Genomic DNA, 26783 nt, shown 5'->3' on the forward strand with positions numbered 1-26783 from the left:
ATTATTTTGAATTAATAGTCCGGAAAAACAGGATTGAGAGATGCGGCGCGTAAATTTTGATCTTGATGTGCTACGCAGTTTCGTGACGGGCATGGACCTTGGCAGTTATGCGCGTGCGGCGGATCGTCTGGGCCGTTCGACATCGGCGGTCAGCGCGCAGATGAAAAAGCTTGAAGAACAGGCTGGCACGGCGATCTTTCGCAAAGCGGGGCGTAATCTGGCGCTGACGGATGCCGGGCAAACCATGCTGTCTTATGCGCGCCGTTTGCTTGACCTGAATGACGAGGCGGCAACCGCCCTGCATGGTGCGGACCTTGAGGGCTGGGTCAGGCTGGGTTTGCAGGAAGATTTTGGTGAAGCGCTTTTGCCCGCCATTTTGGGGCAGTTTGCCCGCGCCCATCCCAAAGTGCGGATCGAGGCACGGGTTGGCCGTAATGCCGATTTGATCGAGCGGATCGAAAAGGGGCAGATTGATCTGGCGCTGACATGGGGGCAGCCGGGGATGGATAGAGCATCCGCACCCTATATTGCCCGTATTGCCGAAGTCCCGATGTGCTGGATCACGGCAGCGGGGCAAGACGGGGGCGCGTTTCTGGCCCCGGATGATGTAGGGGGGCGGCAGATGACTTTAGGCGGTGATCCCCTGCCGCTTGTTGCGTTCGAGCCTCCCTGCCTGTTACGCGATTGCGCGACAACGGCGCTTGATCGGGCCGGGGTTGCGTGGCGGATGGCGTTCGTCAGTCCCAGTCTTGGCGGGTTGTGGGCGGCAACCGCGGCCGGGCTTGGCGTCATGGTGCGGACACCGATCGGATTGCCCGCCAATCTTCGTGTCATTGATGGGGGGCTTCCGGCCCTGCCGTCGCTTGACCTTAACCTTTTGGGTTCTGAGAGCGAGCCAAGCGATATCGTGCGGCGGCTGGCCGATATCCTGATGGGATCGGTGCGTGATGCGATGCCGGGGTATCTGGAACGGTTACATGCGGCCTAATTACGATAAAGGCAGGTGATATTGCTGCCTTGGCGGGCGAAAAAGGCGGCCTGGTGTTTCAGGCGTTCGCGGGCGTCGTCATCGATGTTTCCGTCATCGCCGCTGCTTTCGAGTTCGATTACGGTGGCGTCGCGGCGGGCAAGGCCCAGAATGTCGGCGGCGATGCCGGGCATGTGGAAGATGATGTCGGATGTTTCAATCGCGCGTGCAATGCCATGGGCAAGGTCAAAGGCATTGTCAGCCATGACATCCGCATGCAGGATCTGACCGCCCGGGACGGTGGCGGAACTGCCTTCGGGGACGAAGCGGGTCAGAGCGGCGTCAAGGTCCTGCGGGGTGCTTTGCGTCAGATGGGTGTCCTGCAAACCGTTCTGGAAAAAATGCGTCCAGAACCGTTGTCTTGCGACATTGTCGGGCAGGTGGGCGGCAACGCGACGGCGGGCGCTGCGGGCGAGGCTTGCCAATTGTGACATTGAGGCCGGCAGGGTGGTTTCAAGCCGTTGGCGGATGATGCGGGCCAGTGCCGGGGCGCAGCCGCCCGTCGAGATCGTGACCATCACCGGTGCCCGGTCAAGGATTGCAGGGACGATGAAATCGCAATGTTCGGTCTTGTCGACGACATTCAAAAGGATGTTGCGCCGTTTGGCCGCGATCTTGACCCGGCGGGTCATGTGCATGTCATCGGCGGCGTCAAAGATCATCACCGCGCCATTTAGCATGGTATCGACAAACGGGGTTGCTTCCCAACGGATCGCGCCGGTATCGACCATCGTTGCGATGTCGGTGCACAGTTCCGGGGCGATGACGGTAATATCGGCCTGACTGCGCAGTAAAAGGCGGAGTTTGCCCGCCGCGACCTCACCCCCGCCCAGCACGACGACCTTTTTGCCGGTGACATGGACAAAGGCCGGAAAGAAGGGGAAGGTTTCCCGGTTTTCCGTTTCAGGGCCATACAGGTTTTCGGGCTTGGCCGTTTTATACTGCTGCTTATTCTGCGGCGCGCGGTAATGCGTCATCAAGAATCTCCTTGAGTTCGGGCAGGCAGGAGCCGCATCCGGTTCCGGCTTGCAACAGGCGACCGATATCGGCGGTGCTGACCGCATTCTGGTCATGGATGGCGCGTGTGATGGCCGCCAGCCCGACCGAGAAGCACGAACAGATCAAACGATCATTGATGGCCCCGGCATCGGGCATGCGCCCGGCAAGCAGGGCATTGCGTTCCGGCCCGCTGATCGCATCATTGCCCAGCAGTGCCGATATCCAGTCGCGGCCAAGGGCGGGGCGATCCGGGCCGACAAAAAGTGCGCCGGTGATACGGTCGCCATTCAGGCGTGCATAGCGATGAACGCCTTTTTTGCCGTCGTTATATTCGATGATGTGCTCGATGGCGTTTTCATCACCAATATTGTTGGCCGCCATCGGTAGCATGGATTTGAACAGGCAGGGCCTGTCACCGGCGATTTCGTAGATCATGCAGCCGGGGCCAGTTGCCGCCACCCAATAGGGCAGGTCTGAAAGATCAACCGGCGTGTTGGAAAACAGCAATCCCTGCCACAGCGGTTCAAACGGTTCGATGGAAACCGGGATATGTTTGGTTTCCGGTTGCCCGGAAAAGGGATCAACATGCGCGGTTGGCAAACGCCCGATACCGCCCGCCGATGAATAAACATCGTTCCAGTGCATCGGCATGAAGACTTCGCCGGGCATCTGGGCGTCTGATACGGATACCCGCATCAGGGCGGTGCCGCGTTTGCTTTTGATCCGGGCAAGGCCGCCATCGGTCAGCTTGTAACGCTTGGCATCAAGGATATTGACTTCGAGCAGCGGTTCGGGCCGATGGGCTGAAAGGCGCGCGGCGGTGCCCGTACGGGTCATGGTGTGCCATTGGTCGCGATACCGGCCGCTATTGGCGATCAGCGGGAATTCCTTGCCCGGTTGCGACATGGGGAGTTTATGCGCAACCGCCAGCATACGGGCCCGCCCGTTTGAGGTGGTGAAAATGCCATTGCCGTACAGGCGTTCGGCGCCGCCAGCGGGTTGATGTTTGCGCGATGCCGGCCATTGGAACGGTTCCATGGCATCATAGGTCGATTTCTTTGCCTTGTGCCACTGGCCGATATCAAAGGCGCGCATGCCGTCATTTTCAAATTCCGACAGGGCGGCATGTTCGGCGAAAATATCGGCAGGATCGCGGTATTTGAACGCCTTGCCATAGCCCATGGCGCGTGCGACCTGAGTCATGATCCACCAGTCGGGTTTGGCGTCGCCCTGTAGTTCGCGGAACGGACGTTGACGGGAAATGCGGCGTTCGGAATTGGTAACCGTGCCGGATTTTTCAGCCCACCCGGCGGCGGGCAGTTTGATGTGGGCATAACGCAGCGTGTCGGTGTCATTCACCGTGTCCGATACGATCACCAGCGGGCAACGCGACAGGGCAAGACGGACGCGGTCCGCATCGGGCAGGCTGACGGCGGGATTGGTTGCCATGACCCAGACGGCCTTGATTTCACCGCGTTCGATGGCGCGGAACATATCGACCGCCTTGTATCCCTCGCCCGGTTCCAGAATATCGGATTTCCAGAACCGGCGGACGCGGTCAACGTCGTTAACATCGTTCGGGTCCATATGGGCGGCAAGCTGGTTGGCAAGGCCACCAACCTCGCGCCCACCCATGGCATTGGGTTGGCCAGTGACGGAAAACGGGCTTGATCCCGGTTTGCCGACCCGTCCGGTCGCCAGATGGGTATTGATGATCGCATTGACCTTGTCAGAGCCGCTGCTGGACTGGTTGACACCTTGCGAAAACACGGTGACCGTGCGGTCAAAGGCGGCAAACCAGTTAAAGAACGTTTCCAGTTTCCCCAGACCCGAGCCGTCATGATCGGCGTACGCGCTGATCTCGGAAGGATAATCGAGGCCGCATTTTTTGGCTGTACTCTCGATATCGGGGCAGTCCGCGCGTGCCTCGGCGATGGCGGTTTCATAGCCGCTGACATGGCGGGCGACATATTGAAGATCGCAATGACCGTTCTGGTCAAGCCATGCCAGCAAGCCGTTGAACAGGGCAACGTCGCTGCCCGGTTTGATTGGCAGGTGCAGATCGGCGGTGTCGCAGCTTGCGGTTTTGCGCGGGTCGATCACGACGATCTTGGTGCCGTGCTTTTCCCTGGCTGCGCGCAAACGCTGGTTCAGGACCGGATGGCACCATGCCAGGTTCGATCCGGTCAGGATGACCAGATCGGCAATTTCCAGGTCTTCGTAACATCCCGGTACGACATCGGCGCCAAAGGCACGTTTGTGCCCGACCACGGTTGATGCCATGCAAAGCCGGGAATTGGTATCGATATGCGGCGACCCGATGAAGCCCTTGATCAGCTTGTTGGCGATATAATAGTCCTCGGTCAATAACTGACCGGAAACATAGAACGCCACCGATTTCGGGCCGTGTTTCTGGATGGTTGCGCGCAGGCGATCCGCGGTTTCCTGTGTGGCCGTTGGCCAGTCGACGGTTTTGCCGTCGATTTCGGGTTTCAGCAGGCGGAAATCGCGCTTCATCTCGGCGGTGATCGTATCGATCAGGGCGGCACCCTTTGAACACAACCGGCCCCGGTTGGCCGGGTGATCGGGGTCGCCCCCGACCGCCCAGCCGTCCCGGGTGGGGGAGACGATCAGGCCGCAGCCAACGCCGCAATAAGGACAGGTGGTTTTAACCTCACCCCGCATGGCGCAGACCGATTTGTTCCGCCGTCAGGCCGATATGGACCGTGCCGTCAATGACGCGCAGTTCCACCTTGGCCGCACAGCCGTCATCGGGGCCCTGTGCCTCGCCGGTTTCAAGCGAAAAGACCATGTTATGCAGCGGGCAGGTGACAAAATGGCCATGCACGATCCCCTGTGCCAGCGGCCCGTTCTTGTGCGGGCAACGATCCAGAAGGGCGTAGACCTGATCATCAAGGGTTCTGAAAATCGCGATGCGATCAGTTTCGGTCTGAAAGGTGCGCGCGCCCTGAAGCGGGATATTGGCGACCGGTCCGACATTTACCCAGTTTACGATATCCGTCATTGCCGTTACTCCGCTGCGATCAGGGAAAGGGATTTGAATTCGTGCGCATCCACGCCCTGGCTGGCGCGTTCGGCCCACGGATCAACCTGTGCCGTTTTCTGGCTTTCCATGAAACGTTCAAACAGGGCGGCGCGATTTTTGGCATCATCGACCACACGTTCCTGAACATGTTTCAGGCCAACACGTTCGATCCACGGTGCGGTGCGTTCCAGATAGCGGGCTTCTTCGCGGTAAAGCTGGATGAAGGCACCGCAATATTCTTTTACTTCCTGATCGGTTGTGACCTTGCACAGAAGTTCGGTCGCACGCACATGAATGCCGCCATTGCCGCCGACATGAAGGTCCCAGCCGCCATCGGTTGCGACAACGCCGAAATCCTTGATCGTGGCTTCGGCACAGTTACGCGGGCAACCTGATACGGCCATCTTGAATTTGTGGGGCATCCAGGAGCCCCAGGTCATTTTTTCAAGGTCGACGGCCATGCTCATCGACATCTGGGTGCCAAAACGACACCATTCCTGTCCGACACAGCTTTTGACCGTGCGAAGGGACTTGCCATAGGCATGACCCGAAACCATCCCGGCCGCATTCAGATCGGCCCAGACGGCAGGCAGGTCTTCCTTTTTCACACCCAGAAGGTCAATGCGCTGCCCGCCGGTGACCTTGACGGTCGGGATATCGAATTTGTCAGCGACATCGGCAATGGCGCGCAATTCGCGCGGGTTGGTCAGACCGCCCCACATGCGGGGCACCACCGAATAGGTGCCGTCTTTCTGAATGTTGGCGTGAACGCGTTCGTTAATGAAGCGCGACGCACCATGATCGACATATTCACCCGGCCATGCGGCGAGGAGGTAATAGTTCAGCGCCGGGCGGCAGACATGGCAGCCGTCCGATGATTTCCATTCCAGTTCCTGCATGACGGCTGGCATGGATTTCAGTTCTTTCGCCTTGATCAGGCGGCGGACATTGTCATGGTCATGATCGGTACAGGTGCAGATCGGTTTGACCGCAGCCGCCTGATAATCACCGCCAAGGGTTGCCGCCAGAAGGTTTTCGACAAGGCCGCTGCATGAACCACAGGATGCGGATGCCTTGGTGTGGCCTTTGACTTCGTCAAGCGTTGTCAGGCCCTTTTCGGTGATGGCCGAAACGATGGTTCCCTTGCAAATGCCGTTGCAGCCACAAATCTCTGCGTCGTCTGGCAGGGCGGCAACGGCATCAAGAGGGTTTCCGGCAGATCCCCCGGCAAAGGCCTGACCAAAGGCGAGGGTATCGCGAAGTTCGGTCACGTCCTGACCATCCTTCATCAGCTGGAAATACCAGCCGCCATCGGATGTATCGCCATAAAGGACGGCCCCCTTGATCCTGCCGTCTTCTAGAACGATGCGTTTGTAAACGCCGCGTCCGGCATCGCGGAAGACGATTTCTTCGGTTTCGCCACCGCCGGAAAAATCACCGGCGGAAAAAACATCGACCCCGGTGACTTTCAGTTTGGTCGAGGTCACCGAACCGGCATAGCCATCGGTTGCGATTTCGGCAAGATGATCGGCACAGGATTTTGCCATTTCAAACAGCGGTGCAACAAGGCCATAGCACTGGCCGCGATGCTGCACGCATTCGCCAACGGCAAAGATATCCGGATCACTGGTGGTCATGACATCGTCAACGACAATGCCGCGTTCGACGGTCAGTCCCGCGTCTGCGGCAAGGCGCCCGTTGGGGCGGATGCCAACAGCCATGACCACCAGATCAGCCGGGATCATGCGCCCGTCCTTAAGCCGGACGCCGGTTACGCAATCGGTGCCGACGATTTCGGCGGTGTCGGCCTCGGTAATGACATTGATGCCCCGACGGCCAAGTTCCTGCGCGAGAAGGTAACCGGCCGACGGATCAAGCTGACGTTCCATCACGTGACCGGCCAGATGCAGGACCGTGACCGACATGCCGCGCGCCTGCAGGCCGACGGCGGCCTCAAGACCCAGAAGGCCACCACCGATGACGACAGCCGGGCCACCATTTGCCGCGGTTTTCAGCATGGTATCGACATCATCGACATCGCGGAAGGTGACAACACCCGAAAGCTTGTGGCCGGGGACCGGGATCATGATCGGGTCGGACCCGGTGGCCAGCAGAAGCTGGTCATAGGCGGTTTCGGTGCCGCTTTTGGAAATGACGACCTTGCGGGTGCGGTCGATTTCAACCACCGGATCGCCGGAAAACAGATGGATACGGTTTTCCTGATACCATTCGGCAGTATTGATGACGATATCGTTGAATTCCTTTTCGCCCGACAGAAGCGGGGATAGCATGATGCGGTTATAGTTCACGCGTGGCTCGGCCCCGAAAACGGTGATTTCGTATTTGTCAGGGGCGCGACCGAGGATTTCCTCGACGGTGCGCATGCCGGCCATGCCGTTGCCGATGACGACAAGGCGGGGTTTCTTGGTAAGTGCTGCAGGGACGTGGTTCATTTGTCTCTGGCTCCTGATCGCGGGAAGCGAATTGGCAAAAAAAAACGCCCGGTGCGCACTGCCTGTCAAAAAGGCAATCTCGCAACGGACGTCGTTATCCGGGTGAACCCGCCATTGGATTCTATATATGGGGTTGGCATTTCTGCCGTGGCAGCAGGCGACCTTGCCCGCGCTCTTGTCCCTTACTATACAAGTTGCGTGCCAGAACTGCAGATTGCGCCGAAAAACTTGCAAAATACTGATTTAAAATAAGATTTTTGATGCCCACGGGATAAGCAAGAATTGCACGAAACCTGTGATTGTTTAAAAAATAACCACACACAAAATGATGAGATTAAAAAATGTGCAAACATGCTGCTTCCAGACAGGGCGGGTTTTTCGTCTGTGCAGTTGCGGTGGATAAATTGTATTGAATTTCAGGGAATTATTTGAAAATTTCCGCGTTGCGAAAAAATTGGCGCGCGGTTTGCACAACTTGTTTCGTGTGAGCCGCTTCGACGGAAGCAGGCCCAATGACGGGTGACTCACAGTTCTTCGTCCAATGGCGGGCGATCAGACGTTTGATTTTGGCGCGCAACGATGGCGCAGCCGCAGTCGAAACGAATGACGGGCCGCCAGCGGAATCCATCTGATGAAGCGTGCGGCCCTTGGGGAAATAACCGTCGGTCGCGACAACCGGGAAACCGGTTCGGAGTGACCCAAACGAAGGGCTTCATTGTTATGGAAATCAAAAACAAGGCTCCGCGGATCAATCTCTTCAGTCTCAAGACTGTTCAGATGCGGACTTTCCACCTGACCTGGCTTGCGTTCTTCCTGTGTTTCTTTGGCTGGTTCGGTATCGCACCGCTGATGCCGCTTGTGCGCGATGATCTTGGCCTGACCAAGGGTGAAATCGGCAATACCATCATCGCGTCTGTCGCGATTACCGTTCTTGTGCGCCTTCTGATCGGGCCGCTTTGCGATAAAATCGGCCCGCGCAAGACCTATACGGCGTTGCTGGTTCTGGGGTCTTTGCCGGTCATGCTGATCGGGCTTGCAGATAGTTACGAAACATTCCTGCTGGCGCGTCTTGCCATCGGTTCGATCGGGGCATCGTTCGTGATCACGCAGTATCATACCTCGACCATGTTTGCGCCGAACGTTGTCGGTACCGCAAATGCGACCACGGCGGGCTGGGGCAACCTTGGCGGGGGTGTGACACAGATGGTCATGCCGCTGATCCTTGCCATGGTGCTTGGCTTTGGCGTTTCGGAAACCATGGGCTGGCGTCTGGCGATGGTCTTCCCGGGTGTGATCATGCTGGTGGTTGCGGCACTTTACTGGTTCTTCACCACCGATGCGCCGGATGGCAACTATGCCGACATGCGCAAAAGCGGTGCCCTGTCACCGGAAGATGATCATGCCGGTGCGACCAAGGGCATGCTGGCCGCGGCCAAGGATTACCGGGTCTGGGCGCTGTTTCTGGTTTACGGGGCGTGTTTCGGTGTCGAGCTTACGATCAACAACATCGCCGCGATCTATTTCTTTGACCGGTTCGAGCTTAGCCTTCAGACAGCCGGTTTGATTGCCGGTCTGTTTGGTTTGATGAACATCTTTGCCCGTACGCTGGGCGGGGTGTTTTCCGACAAGTTTGCCGCCAAGGGCGGGCTTTCGGGTCGCGTCAAATTCCTGTTCCTGGCGCTGTTCATCGAAGGTGTTGCACTTGTTGCGTTTTCGATGATGGATGCGCTGGTCATCGCGGTTTCGATGATGGTGGTCTTCTCGCTTTTCGTGCAGATGTCCGAAGGGGCAACATTCGGGATTGTTCCGTTTGTTAACCGCAAGGCGCTTGGCTCGGTTGCCGGTATTGTCGGTGCGGGCGGGAATGCCGGGGCGGTTGCCGCGGGCTTCCTGTTCAAATCCGAGGCGCTGACCTATCAGCAGGGCCTGATGTATCTTGGCATTGCCGTGATTATCTGTTCCTTTGCAGCGCTTGCGGTTCGTTTCTCGGAAAAGACCGTGGCCGAGGAAAAGGAACGTTTCGAAAAAGCCATGCAGGAACGCGATGCGCTGCCATCCGGTGCGCAGGCGGTTCCGGCGGAATAACGTACGATCTTTCCGGGATGCGGCATGTGCCGCATCCCGGTTCTCACCGGGCCATCAAGGTTCGGGCGAAAAAGAACAGACAGGAGAGAGACCTTGATCGTCAGGGATTTGGGTTGGTTTAAATGAAGCTTGAAGACTTCAGCATTCTGGTGATCGACGAAAACCCGGACCGTGCCGCCATTGTTGAGCGCGGCCTTGTCGAAAGTGGCTATACCCGCGTCAGCCGCATCGGCACGTCATACAATCTGGTCGAACGCATTCAGGCGTTGGCCCCCGACATCATCATCATTGATCTTGAAAACCCGGACCGTGATACGTTGGAACAGATGTTTCAGGTATCGCGTGTTATTGCGCGCCCGATTGCGATGTTTGTCGATCAAAGCGACAGCAACACGATCCGCGAGGCGGTAGAGGCCGGGGTCAGTGCCTATGTCGTTGATGGCTTGCGTCAGGATCGTATTCGGCCCATCGTCGAAATGGCCATTTCGCGTTTCAACGCGTTTGACCAGTTGCGCCGGGAACGGGACGAAGCCAAGGCCAAGCTTAATGATCGCAAGTTGATTGATCGGGCAAAAGGACTTCTGATGCAGGAAAAGGGGCTGAGCGAGGACGAGGCCTATAACCTGCTGCGCAAAAATGCCATGAAACAGAACCGCAAAATTTCTGAAATCGCGCAAAGCGTGATCACGGCCTTTCAGTTGGAGTTCTAACGCATGTCCCTTAAACAGGTTCGACTTGGCTTTGTGCCACTTGTGGATTGTGCCCTGCCTGTCGTGGCGCGTGCCAAGGGCTTTGCCGAGGAAGAAAATATCGACCTGACCCTGATCCGGGAAATGTCCTGGGCCGCCATTCGCGACAAGCTGTCTTATGGGGTTTATGACGCGGCGCATTTGCTGGCGGGTATTCCGCTGGCAGCGCGGCTTGGGCTTGGCGGGATGCCGTCGCAGCGCATTGCGGTGCCGATGGCGCTGGGGCGCGGCGGGAATGCGATTACGGTTTCAACCCGGCTTTATCAGCGGATGCTTGAAGCGGATCCGGCGGCGATGCATGGGCCGCGCGGGCTTTCGGCACGGGCACTTAAAAAGGTGATCGACGAGGACCGGGCGGCCGGTCGTCCGATCATGTCCTTTGCGACCGTATTCCCGTATTCGAGCCATAATTACGAACTGCGTTACTGGATGGCGGCGGGCGGTATTGACCCCGATAAGGACGTCAATATTGGCGTGATTGCGCCACCACGGATGTTTGACAGTCTGCGCAATGGCTGGGTCGATGGCTATTGCGTGGGGGAGCCATGGAACCAGCGGGCGGTGTTCCATGGGGATGGCGTGATTGTCGCGCTTAAGGAAGATATCTGGGCGCGCAGCCCGGAAAAGGTTCTTGGCGTGCGCGAAGACTGGGTGCAGTCCAATCCCGATACGGTGGATGCACTGGTGCGTGCGCTTGTCCGGTCGGCCGAATGGGCCGATCAGCCGGAAAACCGCACCGAACTGGCGCAATTGCTGTCTGGTGAAAATCACGTCGGCGCATCGTTTGATATTCTGCGGGCATCGTTGCTTGGCCGACCGGTGCTTAAACCCGGGGACAATCCGATTGAGGCGCCTGATCGCCATGTGTTTTATCGCTATACCGCAACGTTCCCGTGGCTGTCGCAGGGGGCGTGGGTTGGCACACAGATGCAGCGGTGGGGGCAGGTGGATGCTAGCGTCGATTTCAATACGCTTATTTCCGACATTTACCGTCCCGACCTTTATCGCCGTGCGGTCAAGGGGCTTGATGTTGCGCTTCCGCATGATGACTGGCGGGTTGAGGGCGTGAATGATGCCGCCGACCGGGCGTTTGTCGGCCCGGATGCGTTTCTGGATAACAGCATATTTGACATGCGCAGCTTTGCCGGTGTCGGGGAATAGCCCGGCACCGGCTGTCGGCTTTTGAATGCGAACCTATTGGGCCGTCGCACCGATTGGGATCAGGTGATAATATTGCCCTTCAAGGACGGCATTGTCGACTTCCTGCAAGCCGTTCTGCCGGATGACGGCCTGGACTTCCTTGACATATTCTTCCCCGCGTTCGGAATAGCGGATCAGGGCTTCGGCCAGTTCCATGCCGGTTGACTGACGGTTTGCCGCGATATCGCTTGCGCGCATGTCACGTAGATCGGCATAGGCATTATGGGTGTTGAGGTTCAGCAGATAGGCGCGCACCGATCCGAACGGGGTTCGGAAGGAGGCGATTTTATAATCGCCCAGATGTGTGCGTTGCTGTTCGGGGGTGATGCCCTCGCCATCATAGGTCCATTGGCCGAACAGGGCATTGCCAAGGGCGGCAAAGCGCGATGTGGCCCAGCCGCTTTCAATTGCCATCTGCGCCAGAACAAGTGACGGCGGCACCGGATTGATCCGTTCGCGCAGTTCGGCGATGGTTGTGCTGTCACCCGGGGCGCCATCGACCCTGTACTGGGTGGCAAGTTCCGTAATTACGGTATTGTCACCATCGGCAATGGCCTTTTCCAGTGCGGCGCGCTGGAATTCGATTTCCTCGTTTGCGAGCAGGGCAAGCGGCCCTAATGTGCGGAAGAAAATCCGTTTTTTGGTGGCAACGGTGACCTGATCGCTGATTTCACTTCGCCATCTTTCGGGGATGGTTTGCAGGAACAGGCGCGGAACTTCGCGTTTGCCTTCCTGCCAGCTTTGCTGGGTGTAATCGAGGCTTTCGTAAAGCTCTTCAAGCTGTTCGTAACCGTCAAGCTCGATCCGATTGATCTGGTCCGGGGCGGGCATCGGCAGGGTAATATCGGCGCGTGCAATTTGTGCCGCGCCGATCAGAAAGATGCTTGTTATCAGGTATTTCATGCTTTTTTGCAGGCAAACGGAAAAGGACGGCATGGCATAACCTCCCGCTATGCGCGATCATGGATGCGCGCGTTGCTTGTGTTCACTTGTTCCCTGCGCGTGATTATACCTTGCGGAAGCTTTGCAGACTATTGCGTTGTTTGCCGCTCTCATCAAAGTTGCCGGGGGCAAGCCATGCTTCGAACGCGGCCCTGACGCTTGGCCATTCAAGATCGGTGATCGAAAACCATGCAGTGTCGCGATTGCGCCCCTTATAGACCATGTGGTTGCGGAAGGTGCCCTCGTAGGTGAAGCCGTATCGCAGGGCAGCGGCGCGTGACGGGGCGTTCTGATCGTCGCATTTCCATTCGTACCGGCGGTATCCAAGTTCGTCAAAGGCACGTTTCATCATCAGATACATCGCCTCTGTGCCGCCGATGGTTTGCGACAGGGCCGGGGAATAGTTGATATTGCCGATTTCAATGCCGCCAAATTTGGTATCAATCCGCATGAAGGCGGCGACACCTACTGCGGTGCCGGATGCCTTGTCGATGATGGTGTGCAGCATCGGGTCGCTGGTGGCGGCCATGCTTTCAAGCCACGCCTGATAAGCGTCAAAATCGGTGAATGCGTCCGTGAAAAGATAGGTAAAGCGCGATCCGTCCATGGCTTCGCGGTTGGCGTCAAATAGCTGCCTGGCGTCGCGTTTTACATCAATCGGGCTGACAATGACATGGTGGCCCGCCATGTCACTGCGTGGTGGCATCGGGCATTCTTTCCAGTTTTCAACCGGGCGGCCGACCGGCTGACCAAATTCGTTTTTATATTCGGATGGCATCTGATGACCTTTGTTGCGAGGCGAGGGGCATGCAGTCTGGGATATTATTGGTGCGTCATAAAGAGCCGTTTTGGCAAAATGAAGGGAGCCAATTTTGCGGGGCTTAAGGGATGACCGAAAAACTGGCCCGATTTGGCAAATGGAAGGGTGGTTTGACACCGGGTCATGAGGAGTCTTTGGGGCGTGTGACGAAAGTGTTGTGATGCGTTCGTCTTTGGGTTGTAAGGCGTGTTGGGTTGCCCGTGATATAAGGAGAAATGCTGCGGTGCGAAATTATGGTTTTGAAACAAACCTTTAATGCGTCCGCGCTGTGCGGTGGATTATGCGGCGACAGGGCATTCAAACCGAATTGAATTTAGTTAAATTCAATTCGTTGACAATTTGTCGAATAAATGATGAGGTTTGTATACAAAATAAAAAACCATGAATTCGGTATCAGGGTTGTTGGCAATCGTCGTTAAGAGGGACCGCGTTACAACTTTCCGTTACGCATCGTCATAAGGCTACGGCCCCCACCGTGCCGGACGAGAAACCCGATCTGGCGCCAATCACGTCTTGCAGCACTGACACCGGTTTGACCGGTGCGCGCCACCCGCGCATCCGCCTTACATTGCCGAGGATGTTTGCGTGACTGATTCTGTTTCTGTTCCGATCCTGTCCGTCGAAGATTTGTCCGTTGAGTTCGGCGACAGCCGGGTCATCGAAAATCTGAGTTTTGCCGTGAAACCCGGAAGAACATTGGCAATTGTCGGAGAGTCCGGATCGGGCAAGTCGGTGACATCGATGTCGATCATGCGTCTGGCCGATATGATGGGCGCATCCTATGCATCGGGGCGCATCCGGTTTACGTCAAAAGATCGCGATGAAGATTTGCTGGCGCTATCGCAAAAACAGATGCGCCGCATTCGCGGCAAAGACATCGCGATGATCTTTCAGGAACCGATGACGTCGCTGAACCCGGTTTTCACCATCGGCGATCAGATTGCGGAATCCCTGATGCTGCATGAAGGCATGTCGAAGCCCGATGCGCTTGTTGAAAGCAAACGGTTGCTTGATATGGTGCGACTGCCCGATGCGCAGGAACTTCTGGGGCGGTATCCCCATCAGCTTTCGGGCGGGATGCGCCAGCGCGTCATGATTGCCATGGCGCTTGCCTGCCGGCCCAAGGTCCTGATTGCGGATGAACCGACAACGGCCCTTGACGTGACCATTCAGGCGCAAATTTTGACCATCATCCGCGATCTGCAACAGGAACTTGGCATGGCGGTGATTTTCATCACTCATGACATGGGGGTCGTTGCCGAGGTTGCCGATGATGTTGTCGTCATGTGGAAGGGCAAAAAGGTTGAAGAAGGTACGGTTGCCGATATTTTTGCCAATCCGGCCCATCCCTATACCCAAACCCTGTTGTCCGCGGTGCCCAAACTGGGCAGCATGACGGGCGAAGCATTCCCCAAACGGTTCCCGGTGACGATGATGGATGGCGATACGCCGCGTCTGGTCGGGACGGAGCATATCCAGAACACAGCACGTTACGACGAGGCCCCGTTATTGTCGGTGCGTGATCTGGTGACGCGCTTTGACATCAAAAAGGGCCTGTTTGGCGGGGTTTCCCACCGGGTGCATGCGGTCGAGAATGTCAGTTTTGATATTTATCGTGGCGAGACGCTTGCCCTTGTTGGAGAGTCCGGATCGGGCAAATCGACCATCGGCCGAACGATCCAGCAATTGCAGAAGGCAACGGCCGGCAATATCAGTTTTGAAGGCCGCGCATTTAGTGACATGGGCAAAGGTGAACAGCAGCGCCTGCGTCAGGAAATCCAGTATATCTTTCAGGATCCGTTTGCGTCCCTTGATCCGCGCAAGAAAATCGGATTTTCGATTGCAGAGCCGATCCGCACGCACCGCCTGATTGACGGTGAAAAACAGATTGCCGCACGCGTTGACCAGTTGCTGGAACGGGTCGGCCTGACATCGGCCCATGCCAATCGTTACCCGCATGAATTTTCCGGCGGTCAGCGCCAGCGTATCTGCATCGCGCGCGCCTTGGCATCCAATCCCAAGCTGATCATTGCCGACGAGGCGCTTTCGGCGCTTGATGTGTCGATCCAGGCGCAGATCATCAATCTGTTCATGGAGCTTCAGGAAGAACACGGGCTTGCCTATCTGTTCATCAGCCATGACATGGCGGTGGTCGAAAAAATGAGCCACCGGGTCGCCGTGCTTTACCTTGGTCAGGTTGCCGAACTTGGATCGCGCCAGCAGGTTCTTGAAACGCCGACACATCCTTATACCCAGCGGCTTCTGAGTGCCGTGCCGGTCGCGGATCCCACAATCGTGCGCGACCGCATCCTGATGGATGGTGAAATTCCAAGCCCGATCCGCCGGGTCGGTGATGAACCGGCCATTCTTGCCCATCGTGAAATTGCGCCCGGTCACTTTGTGGCCGACGCACGTTAAGCGGCCCTTGGGTCGCAAGCCTTGTCTCCCCTCGCGCCAAGCCACCAACAACGGAGAAAAAATAACATGACGAAAAAACAGGGAATGCGCAGTGCGCTGATGGCTCTTGCCTTTGCGGGCGGCCTGATGGCAACTGCGCCGGCATATGCCGAAGGCACCTTGACCATCTCATCACCACAGGACCCCGGTAGCTGGGACCCGGTCGATACGTTTCTGGTCAACTGGTCGTCGGTTGCGACCAATATTTATGACGGTCTGACCTATCGCGGGCCGGATGCCAAACTGGTTCCGGGGCTTGCGTCATCATGGGAAGAATTTGATGGCGGCACGCGCATCCGTTTCCATCTGCGCGAAGGCGTGACTTTCCAGAATGGCGAAGCTTTCAATGCCGAAGCGGTCAAATTCACCTTTGATCGCCTGATGGGTGATGAAGGCAAAAAGGGACCGCAGCGGTCAAACTATGCTGCGATCAAATCGGTCGAAGTTATTGACGAAAACACCGTCGACATGCATCTGACCCAGCCGGATCCGGTGCTTCTGACCAAGCTTGCCGGTTATGGTGCGATGATTGTTCCGCCGAAATATATCGCGGAAAAAGGCGAAGATTATTTTAACGCCCATCCGATCGGCACCGGTCCGTTCAAAATGGTTTCCTATGAGCCGAAAGTTGGTCTGACTCTTGAAGCCTATGCCGATCATTGGGGCGGTGCGCCGAAACTTTCGACCATCAAGTATCGCTTCATCAGTGAACCGTCGACCGCGGTTGCGGAACTTCAGGCCGGGAACGTTGATCTTGTCATTCCGCCGACCATTCCGATTGGTATGATCCCGACCATTCAGGAAGACGAAAACATCGATATCGTCACCACCGTAAGCCCGACGGTTTATGCGCTTCGCTTTAACACCGGCAATGGCATCACGGCGGATGAAAAAGTCCGTAAGGCGATGATTTACGGTGTGGATCGTCAGGCGATCATTGACTCGATCCTTGGTGGTCAGGCATCGCCGATTGCAAGTTTCCAGGGTGAATTGTCGTTTGGCAATGACCCGTCGATGAAACCGTTGCCGTATGATCCGGCCAAGGCACAGGCGCTTCTGAAAGAAGCCGGTGTTGCACCGGGCACGAAAATCCAGATCGACATTCGCGGCAATGACGCAACCTTTAACGAAGTTGTTCAGGCCGTTGCCAGCTACCTTCAGGTGATTGGCCTGAATGCGACGATCAAGCCATATGAAACCAACGTTCTGCTTAACGACATCATTCCGGCGGGTAAAACCGGCGCGATGTTCCAGCAGTCGTGGGGTGGCTGGACGCTTGATTATGATAATACCGCTTATTCCATGTATCACACGGGCGAAAAGTGGAACCCGTATGACAGCGATCCGGAACTCGACAAGCTGCTGGAATCCCAGCGTGCGATTACCGATCGTGCCAAACGTGAAGAAATCCTGCAGTCGATTGCGCATTACACGGCCGATCGTGCGCTGGAAATGCCGCTTTATAACCTTAATGCGATCTTTGGGGTTTCCAAGCGCGTCAAGAATTTCACCCCGGTTCCCGACAGCCGTCTGCGCCTGACGGAAGTGACTGTCGACTGATGTGAAGCGAAAGCCGCCCGGACAGATGCCGGGCGGCTTTCATGCCTATTTCTTTAAAGGACAAGTGTTTTGGCTGGTTTTCTGATCAAACGCCTTTTGCAGGCGATTTTCGTGGTCGTCGCGGTGACATTGATTGTCTCGTTTGCCATCCGCCTGACGGGTGACCCGGCGCTGATGTTAAGCCAGGGGGCCGGCAGCATCACCGAGGAAGACCTTGCACGTATTCGTGAATCCCTTGGTTTGAACCAGCCATTTTTTGTTCAGTATGCCGATTTCATGCTGGGGCTTTTCAGCCTTGATTTCGGTCGATCCTTCCTTGGTGGAACGCAGGTTTCCACCCTGATTGGTAATGCATTGCCCGCGACCCTGATGCTGGCGTTTGCATCGATGTTCGTATCCATCGTGATTTCGATCCCACTGGGGATCAAGGCGGCCATTTCGCGGGGCAAATGGCCCGATCAGGTCATTCGCATCCTGTCGCTGGTTGGCCTGTCATTCCCGAATTTCTGGCTGGCGATCATGCTGGTGCTGTTGCTGTCAATCACGTTCCGGCTTCTGCCGCCAAGTGGCATGACGGGGATTGAGAACTTCATCATGCCGGCGATCACCATGGGGGTGATCCTGACCGCAACCAATGTGCGGCTTGTGCGGACCTCGATGCTGGAAACCCTTCAGTCGCAATACATTATGGTCGCACGCGCCAAGGGGCTTAGCGAGAAGGTCGTTCTTTATAAACACGCGCTTCGCAATTGTGCGATCCCGCTTGTGACCTATTTCGGTTTGCAGTTTGGCAATCTTCTGGGCGGGATTGTTGTCGTCGAACTGGTGTTTAACTGGCCGGGAATGGGCACGCTGGCTTTTGATGCCGTTGGTGCACGTGATTATCCGGTTCTGCAGGCCGTGATTACGGTTCTGTCGATCATGATTGTCGGGGTGAACCTGCTTGTCGACATTGCCTATGGCCTGATTGATCCACGTATCCGGACGGAGTAACCCCATGGCGACCACTGCAACCAAGGCGCGGTTTGCGCGCTTTAAAAATCTTGAATTCGTTCTGGGTGCTGTTCTGACCGGTGGCATCTGTTTTCTGGTCGTGTTTTCCGATCTGCTGTTTCCCGGTGGGGCGGACAAGATTGATCTTTCGGCCCGCCTGATTGCGCCGTTTACCAATACCGATCATATTTTTGGCACCGATCCGCTGGGGCGTGACGTTCTGGCGCGTGTGGTTTCAGGTGGTAAAATATCGCTTCAGGTGGGTTTGCTTTCCGTTGCCGGGGCGGTTGTCATTGGCGTGATCATGGGCCTGATATCGGGATATTATCGCGGTTTCTGGGACATGATCGTGATGCGCTTTGCCGATGTGCAGCTGGCATTGCCGTTCATTTTGCTGGCGATCACTTTTATCGCGATTATCGGCGGTGGACTGACCAACATGATCATTCTGCTGATCATTGCGCAATGGGTGCAATATGCCCGTCTGGTGCGGGGATCGGTTCTATCATTGCGGGACCGGGAATTCATCCAGTCGGCCAAGGCGATTGGCGTGCGCGATATTCATATCCTGTTCCGTCACCTTCTGCCCAACCTGATCGGGCCGGTGATTGTTCTGATGACGCTTAATGTTGCGACCAACATTTTGCTTGAAAGCAGCCTGACCTTCCTTGGACTGGGTGTCGATCCCCTGATTCCGAGCTGGGGCGGGATGCTAGCGGATGGGCGGACCTATTTGCAGAATGCCTGGTGGGTATCGGTTTTCCCCGGGCTTGCCATTCTTCTGACCGTACTTGGCCTGAACCTTCTGGGCGACTGGCTGCGCGATAGCCTTGATCCCACAGGCAGGACGTCCAAATGACACAGATTTTCGCCACCACCTTTGCGCCGACCCTCCCAAATCTGATTGATGAAATCGTCAAGGCCGCCCGCCCCGGGCAGTTTATCGAGGCATGGCTGTTTAACGATGCCCAAACCCGTGCCGCAGCCGAGGCAAAGTTGGCCGAGAAGGGGATCCAGGCGCGCATTCGCAGTGCCTATAAGCCGCTTTTGCATTTCTTCCTTGAAGATATTGATCTGGCAAAGTCGGGCATTGCCGATATCACGGTGCGTTATCCGCGTCATGAAAATGCGGCGGATAATCGTTTCCTGCTTGAAACCTATCCCTTGGCGGCACTGGTTGCGCCAGCCTTGATCACGTTCGAGGCATCGGATCGTTGTGATTGCACCTATGATGTGATCCTGCGCGGCTCAGACGGGGCGGAAACCCGTCATGAAGTCTTTGCGCCAAACCGAGTGCATCAGGATGTGGTTGATGAAACCCACCTGTCGCCGACCGGGTGGGTGCGGATTGCCGATGCCGATGGTCAGATTGTCCGCGATGAACGGATTGAAACCGAATATGAGGCGCTTTTTGCCCGGACCATGACGGCCATTGCCGATCATGACTGGGGCGATCAGGAACCCTATTTCGAAGAGCTGAATATCACGGTCGATCTGCCCGGGCATGATCAGAAGATCGCCCATGGCCACGAGGTTCTGAGCCTGCATGAAGCCCTGCATGAGGATTTTTATTTCTCGCTCCTGGAATATTTTCAGGTCAAATCGGGCCGCCCGCTGGGTGATCGTGGATTGCAGCCGGGGCAGATTGTCCCGGAAATCCGTCAGGTGTCCAGTGCTGGTGATGGGGATGGCGAGGCCCATGTCACGGTTGAATTGCGCCCCCTGTCAAAGGACGAAACAACGGGTGAGATGCAACAGATTGATCGCGCCACCCGCCCGTTGACGGTTGCGCAAATCCGGGCAGAGCTTGACGGGATCAGCGGCGAAGAATTCCACGCGATGTCACGGTCCGGGCGCATTCTGAATGCGCGCTATCACAAGGGTACGGATTTGCCAGTCATGATCAGTGGCGGGCAGCATCCCAACGAGATTTCCGGTGTTGCGGGCGCACTTCGTGGGGCGTTGGAGCTGGCGAAGCGTGATGGGGCACATTTCACGATTTCACCGCTGGAAAACCCGGATGGTTATGCCCTTCATCAGCGCCTGATTGTCGATAACCCGAACCATATGCATCACGCGGCGCGCTATACAGCGCTTGGCGATGATATGGAATACCGCAGCGGTGATGGCCTTTATGAAAAGGAAATCCGGGTTCGGGCGCGTGCCATCAGCGAGGCAAGCCTGCATGTCAATCTGCATGGCTATCCCTGTCATGAATGGACCCGGCCGCTTTCGGGATATGTTCCGCGCGGGTTTGGCATGTGGACCCTGCCAAAGGGGTTTTTCCTGATCATGCGCCATCATGATGAATGGTCGGAACGGGCGGAAAACTTTATCGATCAGGTTACCCGAAAACTTGCGGCCATTCCGGGGCTTCTGGCATTCAACGCGGCACAGATTGATCTTTATCGCATTCATGCCGGTGATACCGGTTTTCGGATCATCAATGGTTTCCCATGCATGATTTCGGTTGATGACCGCCATGACGTGCCATTGACCCTGATTACTGAATATCCCGATGAAACGATCTATGGCGATGCCTTCATCGCGGCCCATACCGCGCAGCTGGCAACGGTTGTTGCCGCCTATGACGCATGGCAGAGCCTTGATAAAGATTGATCGATCATGTCGGTCTTTTGCAAAACACCCCGGTGCAAATGCCGGGGTGTTTTCGTTTGAGGGATTAGTGGAAATCGTGGCTATCGACCTTAAGGCGTGATGTGTTTTGCTGTTTGCCGTGGCGTTGTTCAAGCTGTTCAAGGTTTTGGGCAAGGGGGCCGGTTTGATCGGATGGTCCTGCTGCGGGTGTGGCCCAGCGCAGATTGCGGGGATGGGTGTTATTGGCGCGCGCAATTCGGGTGTTATCCGTCAGGCTTTGCAGCATCCCCGACAGATCGACAAGTTTATCGGCGATGATATGGGTGACACCGTCTTCACGCTGAAGCTTGCCTGATACGCCAAGGACGGTTGCGGTCATGACCTCGCGGCGGAACTGTTCCATCACCTTGCTCCAAACCACAAGATTGGTGATGCCCGTTTCATCCTCAAGCGTTATGAAAACCACGCCGGACGAGGTGCCGGGGCGCTGGCGAACAATGGCAAGACCGGCATGGTTGATCCGTTCGTTATTCTTGAAATTGACCAGATCGGTCGATTTGCAAACCCCGGCTGCGGACAGGGCATCGCGCAGCATCGATACCGGGTGCCCCTTAAGCGACAGCCGCAGGCTTGCGTAATCCTCGATGATTTCTTCGCCTGGTCCCATGATTGGCAGATTGACCGGGGCCTCGGGCCCGAATTCGGCGGAAACGCCCATATTGTGGTTGAAATTCTGGGCTGCTTCAAACAGGGGCAGGGCCGCCGGGGCCTTGCGCCCCTTGCCAAACCGGCGGACCGCCCACAATGCTTCGCGCCGGGACAGGCCAAGGGAGCCAAACGCATCGGCCTCAGCCAGTTTTTCAAGGGCGGCGGGCGATAACCCGGTCTGGCGTGCCATCAGAAAGATATCCTGAAACCCGCCGACCGGGCGGTTTGATATCAGGGATAGGGCATCGAACTGCCCGAACCCCTTGATCTGGCGAAAGCCCAGCCGGACGGAAAGATGACCGCTGGCGCGGCCCGGTTCCCGTTCCAGATGATTGTCCCAGAAACTGTGATTGATATCGATTTCAAGTACCCGGACACCATGATTCTTGGCATCCGCAACCAGTTGCGCCGGGGCATAAAACCCCATTGGTTGTGCGTTCAGAAGGGCGCATAAAAACACATCGGGATGATGGCATTTAAGCCATGATGATGCATAGGCAAGGATGGCAAAGCTGGCGGCATGGCTTTCGGGGAAACCGTAATCGGCGAAGCCTTCGATCTGTTTGAAGCACCGTTCGGCAAACTCGGCGTCATATCCGTTTTTCAGCATGCCATTGATGAATTTGTCGCGATGCGCGCCAATCGTGCCCGTGCGGCGAAAGGTTGCCATGGCACGGCGCAGCTCATCGGCTTCGCCGCCGGTATAACCGGCGGCGACAATGGCGATCTGCATGGCCTGTTCCTGAAACAGGGGCACGCCACAGGTGCGCCTCAAAACGGCCTCCAGTTCGCTTGATGGGTAATCGACCTTTTCGCGGCCCATGCGCCGTTGCAGGAAGGGGTGAACCATGCCGCCCTGGATCGGGCCGGGGCGGACAATGGCAACCTGAATGGTCAGGTCATAGATGCTGCGTGGTTTTAATCGCGGCAGCATGCTCATTTGTGCGCGGGATTCGACCTGAAACGTGCCGATGCTGTCGGCTTTTTCCAGCATGTCGTAAACACGCCCGTCTTCCTTGGGCAGGCTTGCCAGATCATGATCGATATTCTTGTGGTTTCGCAGTTCATCGAATGCCTTGCGAATACAGCTTAGCATTCCAAGGGCAAGAACATCGACCTTGAGGATGCCCAGCGCATCGATATCGTCCTTGTCCCATTCGATGGTCGTGCGGTCCTCCATCGCGGCATTGGCAATCGGGGACAATTCGCATAATGGGCCACGGGTGATGACAAAACCGCCAACATGCTGCGACAGATGACGCGGGAAACCGGTCAGTTCGCCCGCAAGATCAAGAACGGCTTTCAGACGCGGTTCATCGGGATGAATGCCCGACTGGCGCATCATTTCATCATGGGCCCCCTTGCTGCCCGATCCCCAGATGGTTTTGGTCAGTTTGACAATGGTATCTTCGGGCAGGCCGAACACCTTGCCGACATCGCGGATGGCACTGCGCGACCGGTATGAAATCACGGTTGCCGTCAACCCGGCGCGGTCCCGGCCATAACGTTGATAGATATGCTGGATCACCTCTTCGCGACGTTCATGTTCAAAATCAACATCGATGTCGGGCGGCTCGTTCCGTGCGTTGCTGATGAAGCGCGAAAAAAGAAGTTCCACCTTGGCCGGGTCAACCGATGTGACATGCAGGCAGAAACAGACCGATGAATTGGCCGCCGATCCGCGTCCCTGACACAGAATGTTTTGCGATCTGGCAAAGGCGACAATGTCATGCACGGTCAGGAAATAGGGGGCATAGCCGAGTTCGTCGATCAGTTTAAGTTCTGCTTCGATCAATCCCCGGACCTTGTCGGGGATGCCGTCGGGATAGCGTTTATGCGCACCTTCCCATGTCAGGCGGGTCAGGCGTTCCTGTGTGCCTTCGCCTGATCCGTCATTTTCATCGGGATATTCATAGCGTAATTCGGATAACGAGAATTGGCATTGATCGGCGATTTCAATCGTGCGCGCCAGCCATTCGGGATGGGTCGGGAAAAGTTTCTCCATGTCCTGCGGGCTTTTGATATGGCGTTCACCATTGGGAAACAGCAGATATCCGGCATCCTCGATCCGGCAATGATGGCGGATGCAGGTCAGGACATCCTGCAACGGTTTGCGCGACCGGACATGCATATGAACGTCATTGGTGACAACTGCGGGGATGGCAAGTTCTGCCTCGACCGCCTCGGTAAAGGCCAGCCGTTCGCTATCAAACCCGTCCATGAACCGCCCGATGGCAAGCCACAAACGGCCTGATAAGTGGCGTTTAAGGGCGATCAACTGCGTGCGAAAGGTGTCATCGGGGACTTGTGGCGGGACCGCGATGAAGAGCAATCCGTCGGCGTGACTTATGATATCCGCCAGATAAATTTCGCATTCGCCCTTTGGCGCACGGCGTTTGCCAAGGGTCAGTAACCGGCATAGCCGGGCATAGGCGGTGCGGTTCGTCGGGTAACATAACAGCGACGGACCATCGACGGGATCAAGCCGACAGCCGACAATATAATTCAGCCGGTCCCTGTGGGGCTGATGTGCCGTGTGGCCACGCACGACCCCGGCCAAGGTGTTGCAGTCGGTTATCGCAATGGCATGCAATCCTTTGGTCGCGGCCATAAGAACCAGTTCCTCGGCGTGGGAAGCGCCGCGCAGGAAGGAAAAATTGCTGCTGACCTGTAATTCGGCATAGGCAGGTGCCGTTTGGGGAAGGGGGAAATCGGTCATGTCAGTCCCCGAACAATCCATGGATGGACCAGATGTCCTGCCCGGTTGTGCCGGTGCGAAAGGCCCATAACAACCGGCCTGCCTGATCACGGATGCGGAAATAATCCCGCGTTTTGGGGGATAGGGCATATTCATCCTGATCAAGGCATTGCCACCATTCCGGACAAATCCGTTCGGGTCCCTCGGCATGGATGATATCGACCGCCATTTTGCGCCAGCGCAGGCGGCTTGGCGTGCCATTGGTGTCGCGCGCAAGGATTTCGACCGGTTCGGGTGGGTCGATCAGGCGCACCGGGCGTTTGGGTAATGTCATGTCGGTGCGTCTGGCCGGATATGTCCGGGCGTTAACAGCCTGTCGCACCGAAGCCCGTTCAGGCAAATGGCTTGCGTGGTGGCCGGGATGAAACAGCATGTCGCGTGGGCCGAGATGATGGGAAATCCGGTCGATCAACTGGGCAAGGGCAATCTGGTCGGTGGTTTCTTCCTGTTGCTGATCAAGGCGCGACTGGCGAAAGGCCACATGTTCGACCCACGGGGCATAGACAATCACCTGTTCGATGCCAAAACCGGTATCGACACCGGGCATTTTTTCCGCCAGCAACCGCAAGACATGCGGGGCGGACTGGCACGGGCTTCCTGTGCCAAGTGTGATGGTATGGGTATGCCCATCAACCCGCACACAGCGCAGGATGATCCGACGCAGGCCAAGATTTTCCTGCGCCAGATTATCACATAGTTCCGTGATCATGCTTTCAACGGCAATTGCCAGATTGGCCGCATCGCCCAGCGGTTCGCCAAAGCTGCGCCGGATCAGCCATGGCCGATCTGGCAGATCGAAATTCAGATGTTCGGGCAGGCGACCATAAAACTGGTCCAGCCGTTGCAAAACTTCCGGCCCCAGACGTGTGGTGATATTGGCGCGCGGCATCGGGGTGATGTCGCCCAGATGTTTCAGCCCCAGCCGAAACAGGGTGACCCGTGTCTGTTCGGGCAGGCGCAGGGCGGATATCGGAAAACCGGCGGCAATATCGTGGTCGCGCGGCAGGCTTAAAATCCGTTGTTCAGCCGGGGCAGGGTGGCATCGTGCCGCACCCCATGCCGCACCTGCCGTATCGGCAATGGCCGCCCGGCAGGCATAGCCGCGTGATTTCCCATCGCGCAGAACCAATTCCAGAAGGGCGCTTTCCCCGCCAAAAAGATGACTGCCGCCGGTAATTTCGAGCCACAATCCGGCATCGCCCCCATCCATGGGGCCGTCCTGACCTGCTTCCTGCAGGAACCGGTCGCGGGCAACCCACGGGCTGTATCGGTCCATCGCCCGGATCAAACGGGCCAGATGGCGTTCATAAAGATCGGGCTGTTCGGGGATATCGTGCAGGGCGGGATATATGCTGCGTGCTTCGGCAAGGCGCATGCCCGGTGCAAGTCCGCGTGATTGTGCTGCCTTGTCACTGCCACAGACAAGAACGCCCTTGTGATCGGCGCGTGTTATCACGACCGGTTCCGGTTTGGGGCTGTCATCCCCGGTTTTCGGCATATCGATCCGGTGGCAATCTGTTTTCCAATGCGTCAGCCACAGATAAAGAAAACGTTGTTGCATCAATTTGCATTCTCCAGCTGCCCGGTCGAACCCCGCGTCCCCCGATCAGGCTGAGTATGTGTCGGTTGCCTGTTGTTGAATGTTTCGTTGCATCCGGTGCATCCGGCGTTATCCGCCAGCGTGTATGCGCACTGGATGCGATGGTTTTGCCATCGGACCGCATATGCCGGATCGCAATCAGGCGGGTGTGCCCGGCTTCGCAGGCCAGTTGCAGGCGGCGTGCCGCGGTCAGGTCATAATCCGTGGTTTCGACTATGATGCTGGCGATCTGTCCGGATTTTGCCGCTTCCTCGCAGGTCCAAAGGGCGGTGGCCTGCTGATCAACCACCATCATGACCGGCATGTCCGTTATTGGCAGCGCAAGCGGGTAAAGCCCGCCCTGATCAATCGCGCGCCGTTGTCGAACCCAAAACAGGCTTTTGCCTGTCTGGTCCCCGATGGAAAGTCGCGCCAGATACCATGCCAGAACCGATGCGGCGGTATCATCATGGCCGCACATGATTTCATGCAGGCCAACCGGGGCAATGCCGCCGATGCTGATATGATGTGGAAGATCGACCCCGCCAAAGGCACGGCGAATGATCCGGTCCACCCCGCCGGGCAGACAGGTAACCTGTCCTTTCCATTGTTTTTCGGCCCGTTGCAACGCGGCACGGGCAAGATGAAGACGTCTGTCCGACATGACATTTGTTCCTGATTTGTTCTTTTTATGTGGTCAGGATGAAACAGGAGTCAAGCATCATCGATCCAGGAAATGTCAGGAACGGTCCAAGTCATTGTGCCAAAACAAAACCCGATGCCAGGAGCATCGGGTTTTGCATTTGAAT

18 protein-coding genes are annotated in these 26783 nt (G+C 56.8%); 9 read left to right on the forward strand and 9 right to left on the reverse strand.

What is annotated here, in order from left to right; genetic code table 11:
- Positions 1–40 precede the first annotated feature (40 nt).
- On the forward strand, positions 41–988 hold the full coding sequence (locus AUP42_RS12580; protein WP_062951965.1) for a LysR substrate-binding domain-containing protein: 948 nt from the start codon (positions 41–43) through the stop codon (positions 986–988).
- Here AUP42_RS12580 and AUP42_RS12585 read toward each other — a convergent pair.
- From AUP42_RS12585 to nirB, 4 genes are read right to left on the reverse strand one after another with little or no spacing between them, the layout of a single operon-like run.
- Positions 985–2004: a precorrin-2 dehydrogenase/sirohydrochlorin ferrochelatase family protein gene (locus AUP42_RS12585; RefSeq protein WP_062951966.1), complete on the reverse strand. Its 1020-nt coding sequence runs from the start codon at positions 2002–2004 to the stop codon at positions 985–987. The genes AUP42_RS12580 and AUP42_RS12585 overlap by 4 nt on opposite strands.
- Complete coding sequence (locus tag AUP42_RS12590; protein ID WP_062951967.1) at positions 1976–4711, reverse strand: nitrate reductase; 2736 nt, start codon at positions 4709–4711, stop codon at positions 1976–1978. Before AUP42_RS12590 ends, AUP42_RS12585 begins: the two co-directional genes overlap by 29 nt.
- Positions 4701–5051, reverse strand: a complete 351-nt coding sequence (gene nirD / locus AUP42_RS12595) for a nitrite reductase small subunit NirD (protein WP_062951968.1) — start codon at positions 5049–5051, stop codon at positions 4701–4703. The genes AUP42_RS12590 and nirD overlap by 11 nt, the downstream gene beginning before the upstream one ends.
- Positions 5052–5056: 5 nt before the next feature.
- Positions 5057–7525 carry a nitrite reductase large subunit NirB gene (gene nirB / locus AUP42_RS12600; protein WP_062951969.1) on the reverse strand — a complete coding sequence of 823 codons (2469 nt, stop codon included), beginning with the start codon at positions 7523–7525 and terminating at the stop codon, positions 5057–5059.
- A 693-nt stretch (positions 7526–8218) separates the two neighbouring features.
- Between nirB and AUP42_RS12610 the strand changes: the two genes are divergently transcribed.
- The 3 genes from AUP42_RS12610 to AUP42_RS12620 all read left to right on the forward strand — a co-directional run bounded on the left by AUP42_RS12610 (position 8219) and on the right by AUP42_RS12620 (position 11520).
- Positions 8219–9610 (forward strand): MFS transporter, encoded by a 1392-nt coding sequence (locus AUP42_RS12610; protein ID WP_231858269.1) that lies wholly within the window; start codon positions 8219–8221, stop codon positions 9608–9610.
- 122 nt (positions 9611–9732) lie between these two features.
- Positions 9733–10320 (forward strand): ANTAR domain-containing response regulator, encoded by a 588-nt coding sequence (locus AUP42_RS12615; RefSeq protein ID WP_007091383.1) that lies wholly within the window; start codon positions 9733–9735, stop codon positions 10318–10320.
- A gap of 3 nt (positions 10321–10323) precedes the next feature.
- Positions 10324–11520 (forward strand): CmpA/NrtA family ABC transporter substrate-binding protein, encoded by a 1197-nt coding sequence (locus AUP42_RS12620; protein ID WP_062951970.1) that lies wholly within the window; start codon positions 10324–10326, stop codon positions 11518–11520.
- Positions 11521–11553: 33 nt separating this feature from the next.
- Here AUP42_RS12620 and AUP42_RS12625 read toward each other — a convergent pair whose 3' ends face one another.
- Both AUP42_RS12625 and AUP42_RS12630 read right to left on the reverse strand, forming a co-directional pair.
- Positions 11554–12495 (reverse strand): glucosaminidase domain-containing protein, encoded by a 942-nt coding sequence (locus AUP42_RS12625; protein ID WP_062951971.1) that lies wholly within the window; start codon positions 12493–12495, stop codon positions 11554–11556.
- 70 nt (positions 12496–12565) lie between these two features.
- Positions 12566–13279 (reverse strand): GNAT family N-acetyltransferase, encoded by a 714-nt coding sequence (locus AUP42_RS12630; protein ID WP_062951972.1) that lies wholly within the window; start codon positions 13277–13279, stop codon positions 12566–12568.
- Between the two features lie 627 nt (positions 13280–13906).
- Between AUP42_RS12630 and AUP42_RS12635 the strand changes: the two genes are divergently transcribed.
- From AUP42_RS12635 to AUP42_RS12655, 5 genes are all read left to right on the forward strand, one after another.
- On the forward strand, positions 13907–15739 hold the full coding sequence (locus AUP42_RS12635; protein WP_062951973.1) for a dipeptide ABC transporter ATP-binding protein: 1833 nt from the start codon (positions 13907–13909) through the stop codon (positions 15737–15739).
- A gap of 66 nt (positions 15740–15805) precedes the next feature.
- Positions 15806–17338: an ABC transporter substrate-binding protein gene (locus AUP42_RS12640; protein WP_062951974.1), complete on the forward strand. Its 1533-nt coding sequence runs from the start codon at positions 15806–15808 to the stop codon at positions 17336–17338.
- A gap of 69 nt (positions 17339–17407) precedes the next feature.
- The gene (locus AUP42_RS12645; RefSeq protein WP_062951975.1) at positions 17408–18331 is read left to right on the forward strand and encodes an ABC transporter permease; all 924 of its coding nucleotides are present in this window, start codon (positions 17408–17410) and stop codon (positions 18329–18331) included.
- A 4-nt stretch (positions 18332–18335) separates the two neighbouring features.
- A complete protein-coding gene (locus AUP42_RS12650; protein ID WP_062951976.1) occupies positions 18336–19190 on the forward strand; it encodes an ABC transporter permease in 855 nt (284 codons plus the stop codon).
- A complete protein-coding gene (locus AUP42_RS12655; protein ID WP_062951977.1) occupies positions 19187–20950 on the forward strand; it encodes a M14 family metallopeptidase in 1764 nt (587 codons plus the stop codon). Before AUP42_RS12650 ends, AUP42_RS12655 begins: the two co-directional genes overlap by 4 nt.
- A 64-nt stretch (positions 20951–21014) precedes the next feature.
- Here AUP42_RS12655 and AUP42_RS12660 read toward each other — a convergent pair whose 3' ends face one another.
- From AUP42_RS12660 to AUP42_RS12670, 3 genes are read right to left on the reverse strand one after another with little or no spacing between them, the layout of a single operon-like run.
- Positions 21015–24356 carry an error-prone DNA polymerase gene (locus tag AUP42_RS12660; protein WP_231858270.1) on the reverse strand — a complete coding sequence of 1114 codons (3342 nt, stop codon included), beginning with the start codon at positions 24354–24356 and terminating at the stop codon, positions 21015–21017.
- A gap of 1 nt (position 24357) precedes the next feature.
- Positions 24358–25956, reverse strand: a complete 1599-nt coding sequence (locus tag AUP42_RS12665) for a Y-family DNA polymerase (RefSeq protein ID WP_231858271.1) — start codon at positions 25954–25956, stop codon at positions 24358–24360.
- On the reverse strand, positions 25874–26638 hold the full coding sequence (locus AUP42_RS12670) for an ImuA family protein (protein ID WP_062951980.1): 765 nt from the start codon (positions 26636–26638) through the stop codon (positions 25874–25876). Before AUP42_RS12670 ends, AUP42_RS12665 begins: the two co-directional genes overlap by 83 nt.
- Between the last annotated feature and the right edge of the window lie 145 nt (positions 26639–26783).

This window comes from Thalassospira lucentensis (assembly GCF_001613805.1).
GTDB classification, from domain to species: Bacteria; Pseudomonadota; Alphaproteobacteria; order Rhodospirillales; family Thalassospiraceae; genus Thalassospira; species Thalassospira lucentensis_A.

Coding starts and splice junctions, on each gene's coding strand:
- AUP42_RS12580 (WP_062951965.1), top strand. CDS start 41: ATGCGGCGCGTAAATTTTGATCTTGATGTGCTACGCAGTTTCGTGACG.
- AUP42_RS12585 (WP_062951966.1), bottom strand. CDS start 2,004: ATGACGCATTACCGCGCGCCGCAGAATAAGCAGCAGTATAAAACGGCC.
- AUP42_RS12590 (WP_062951967.1), bottom strand. CDS start 4,711: ATGCGGGGTGAGGTTAAAACCACCTGTCCTTATTGCGGCGTTGGCTGC.
- nirD (WP_062951968.1), bottom strand. CDS start 5,051: ATGACGGATATCGTAAACTGGGTAAATGTCGGACCGGTCGCCAATATC.
- nirB (WP_062951969.1), bottom strand. CDS start 7,525: ATGAACCACGTCCCTGCAGCACTTACCAAGAAACCCCGCCTTGTCGTC.
- AUP42_RS12615 (WP_007091383.1), top strand. CDS start 9,733: ATGAAGCTTGAAGACTTCAGCATTCTGGTGATCGACGAAAACCCGGAC.
- AUP42_RS12620 (WP_062951970.1), top strand. CDS start 10,324: ATGTCCCTTAAACAGGTTCGACTTGGCTTTGTGCCACTTGTGGATTGT.
- AUP42_RS12625 (WP_062951971.1), bottom strand. CDS start 12,495: ATGCCGTCCTTTTCCGTTTGCCTGCAAAAAAGCATGAAATACCTGATA.
- AUP42_RS12630 (WP_062951972.1), bottom strand. CDS start 13,279: ATGCCATCCGAATATAAAAACGAATTTGGTCAGCCGGTCGGCCGCCCG.
- AUP42_RS12640 (WP_062951974.1), top strand. CDS start 15,806: ATGACGAAAAAACAGGGAATGCGCAGTGCGCTGATGGCTCTTGCCTTT.
- AUP42_RS12650 (WP_062951976.1), top strand. CDS start 18,336: ATGGCGACCACTGCAACCAAGGCGCGGTTTGCGCGCTTTAAAAATCTT.
- AUP42_RS12655 (WP_062951977.1), top strand. CDS start 19,187: ATGACACAGATTTTCGCCACCACCTTTGCGCCGACCCTCCCAAATCTG.
- AUP42_RS12660 (WP_231858270.1), bottom strand. CDS start 24,356: ATGACCGATTTCCCCCTTCCCCAAACGGCACCTGCCTATGCCGAATTA.
- AUP42_RS12665 (WP_231858271.1), bottom strand. CDS start 25,956: ATGCAACAACGTTTTCTTTATCTGTGGCTGACGCATTGGAAAACAGAT.
- AUP42_RS12670 (WP_062951980.1), bottom strand. CDS start 26,638: ATGTCGGACAGACGTCTTCATCTTGCCCGTGCCGCGTTGCAACGGGCC.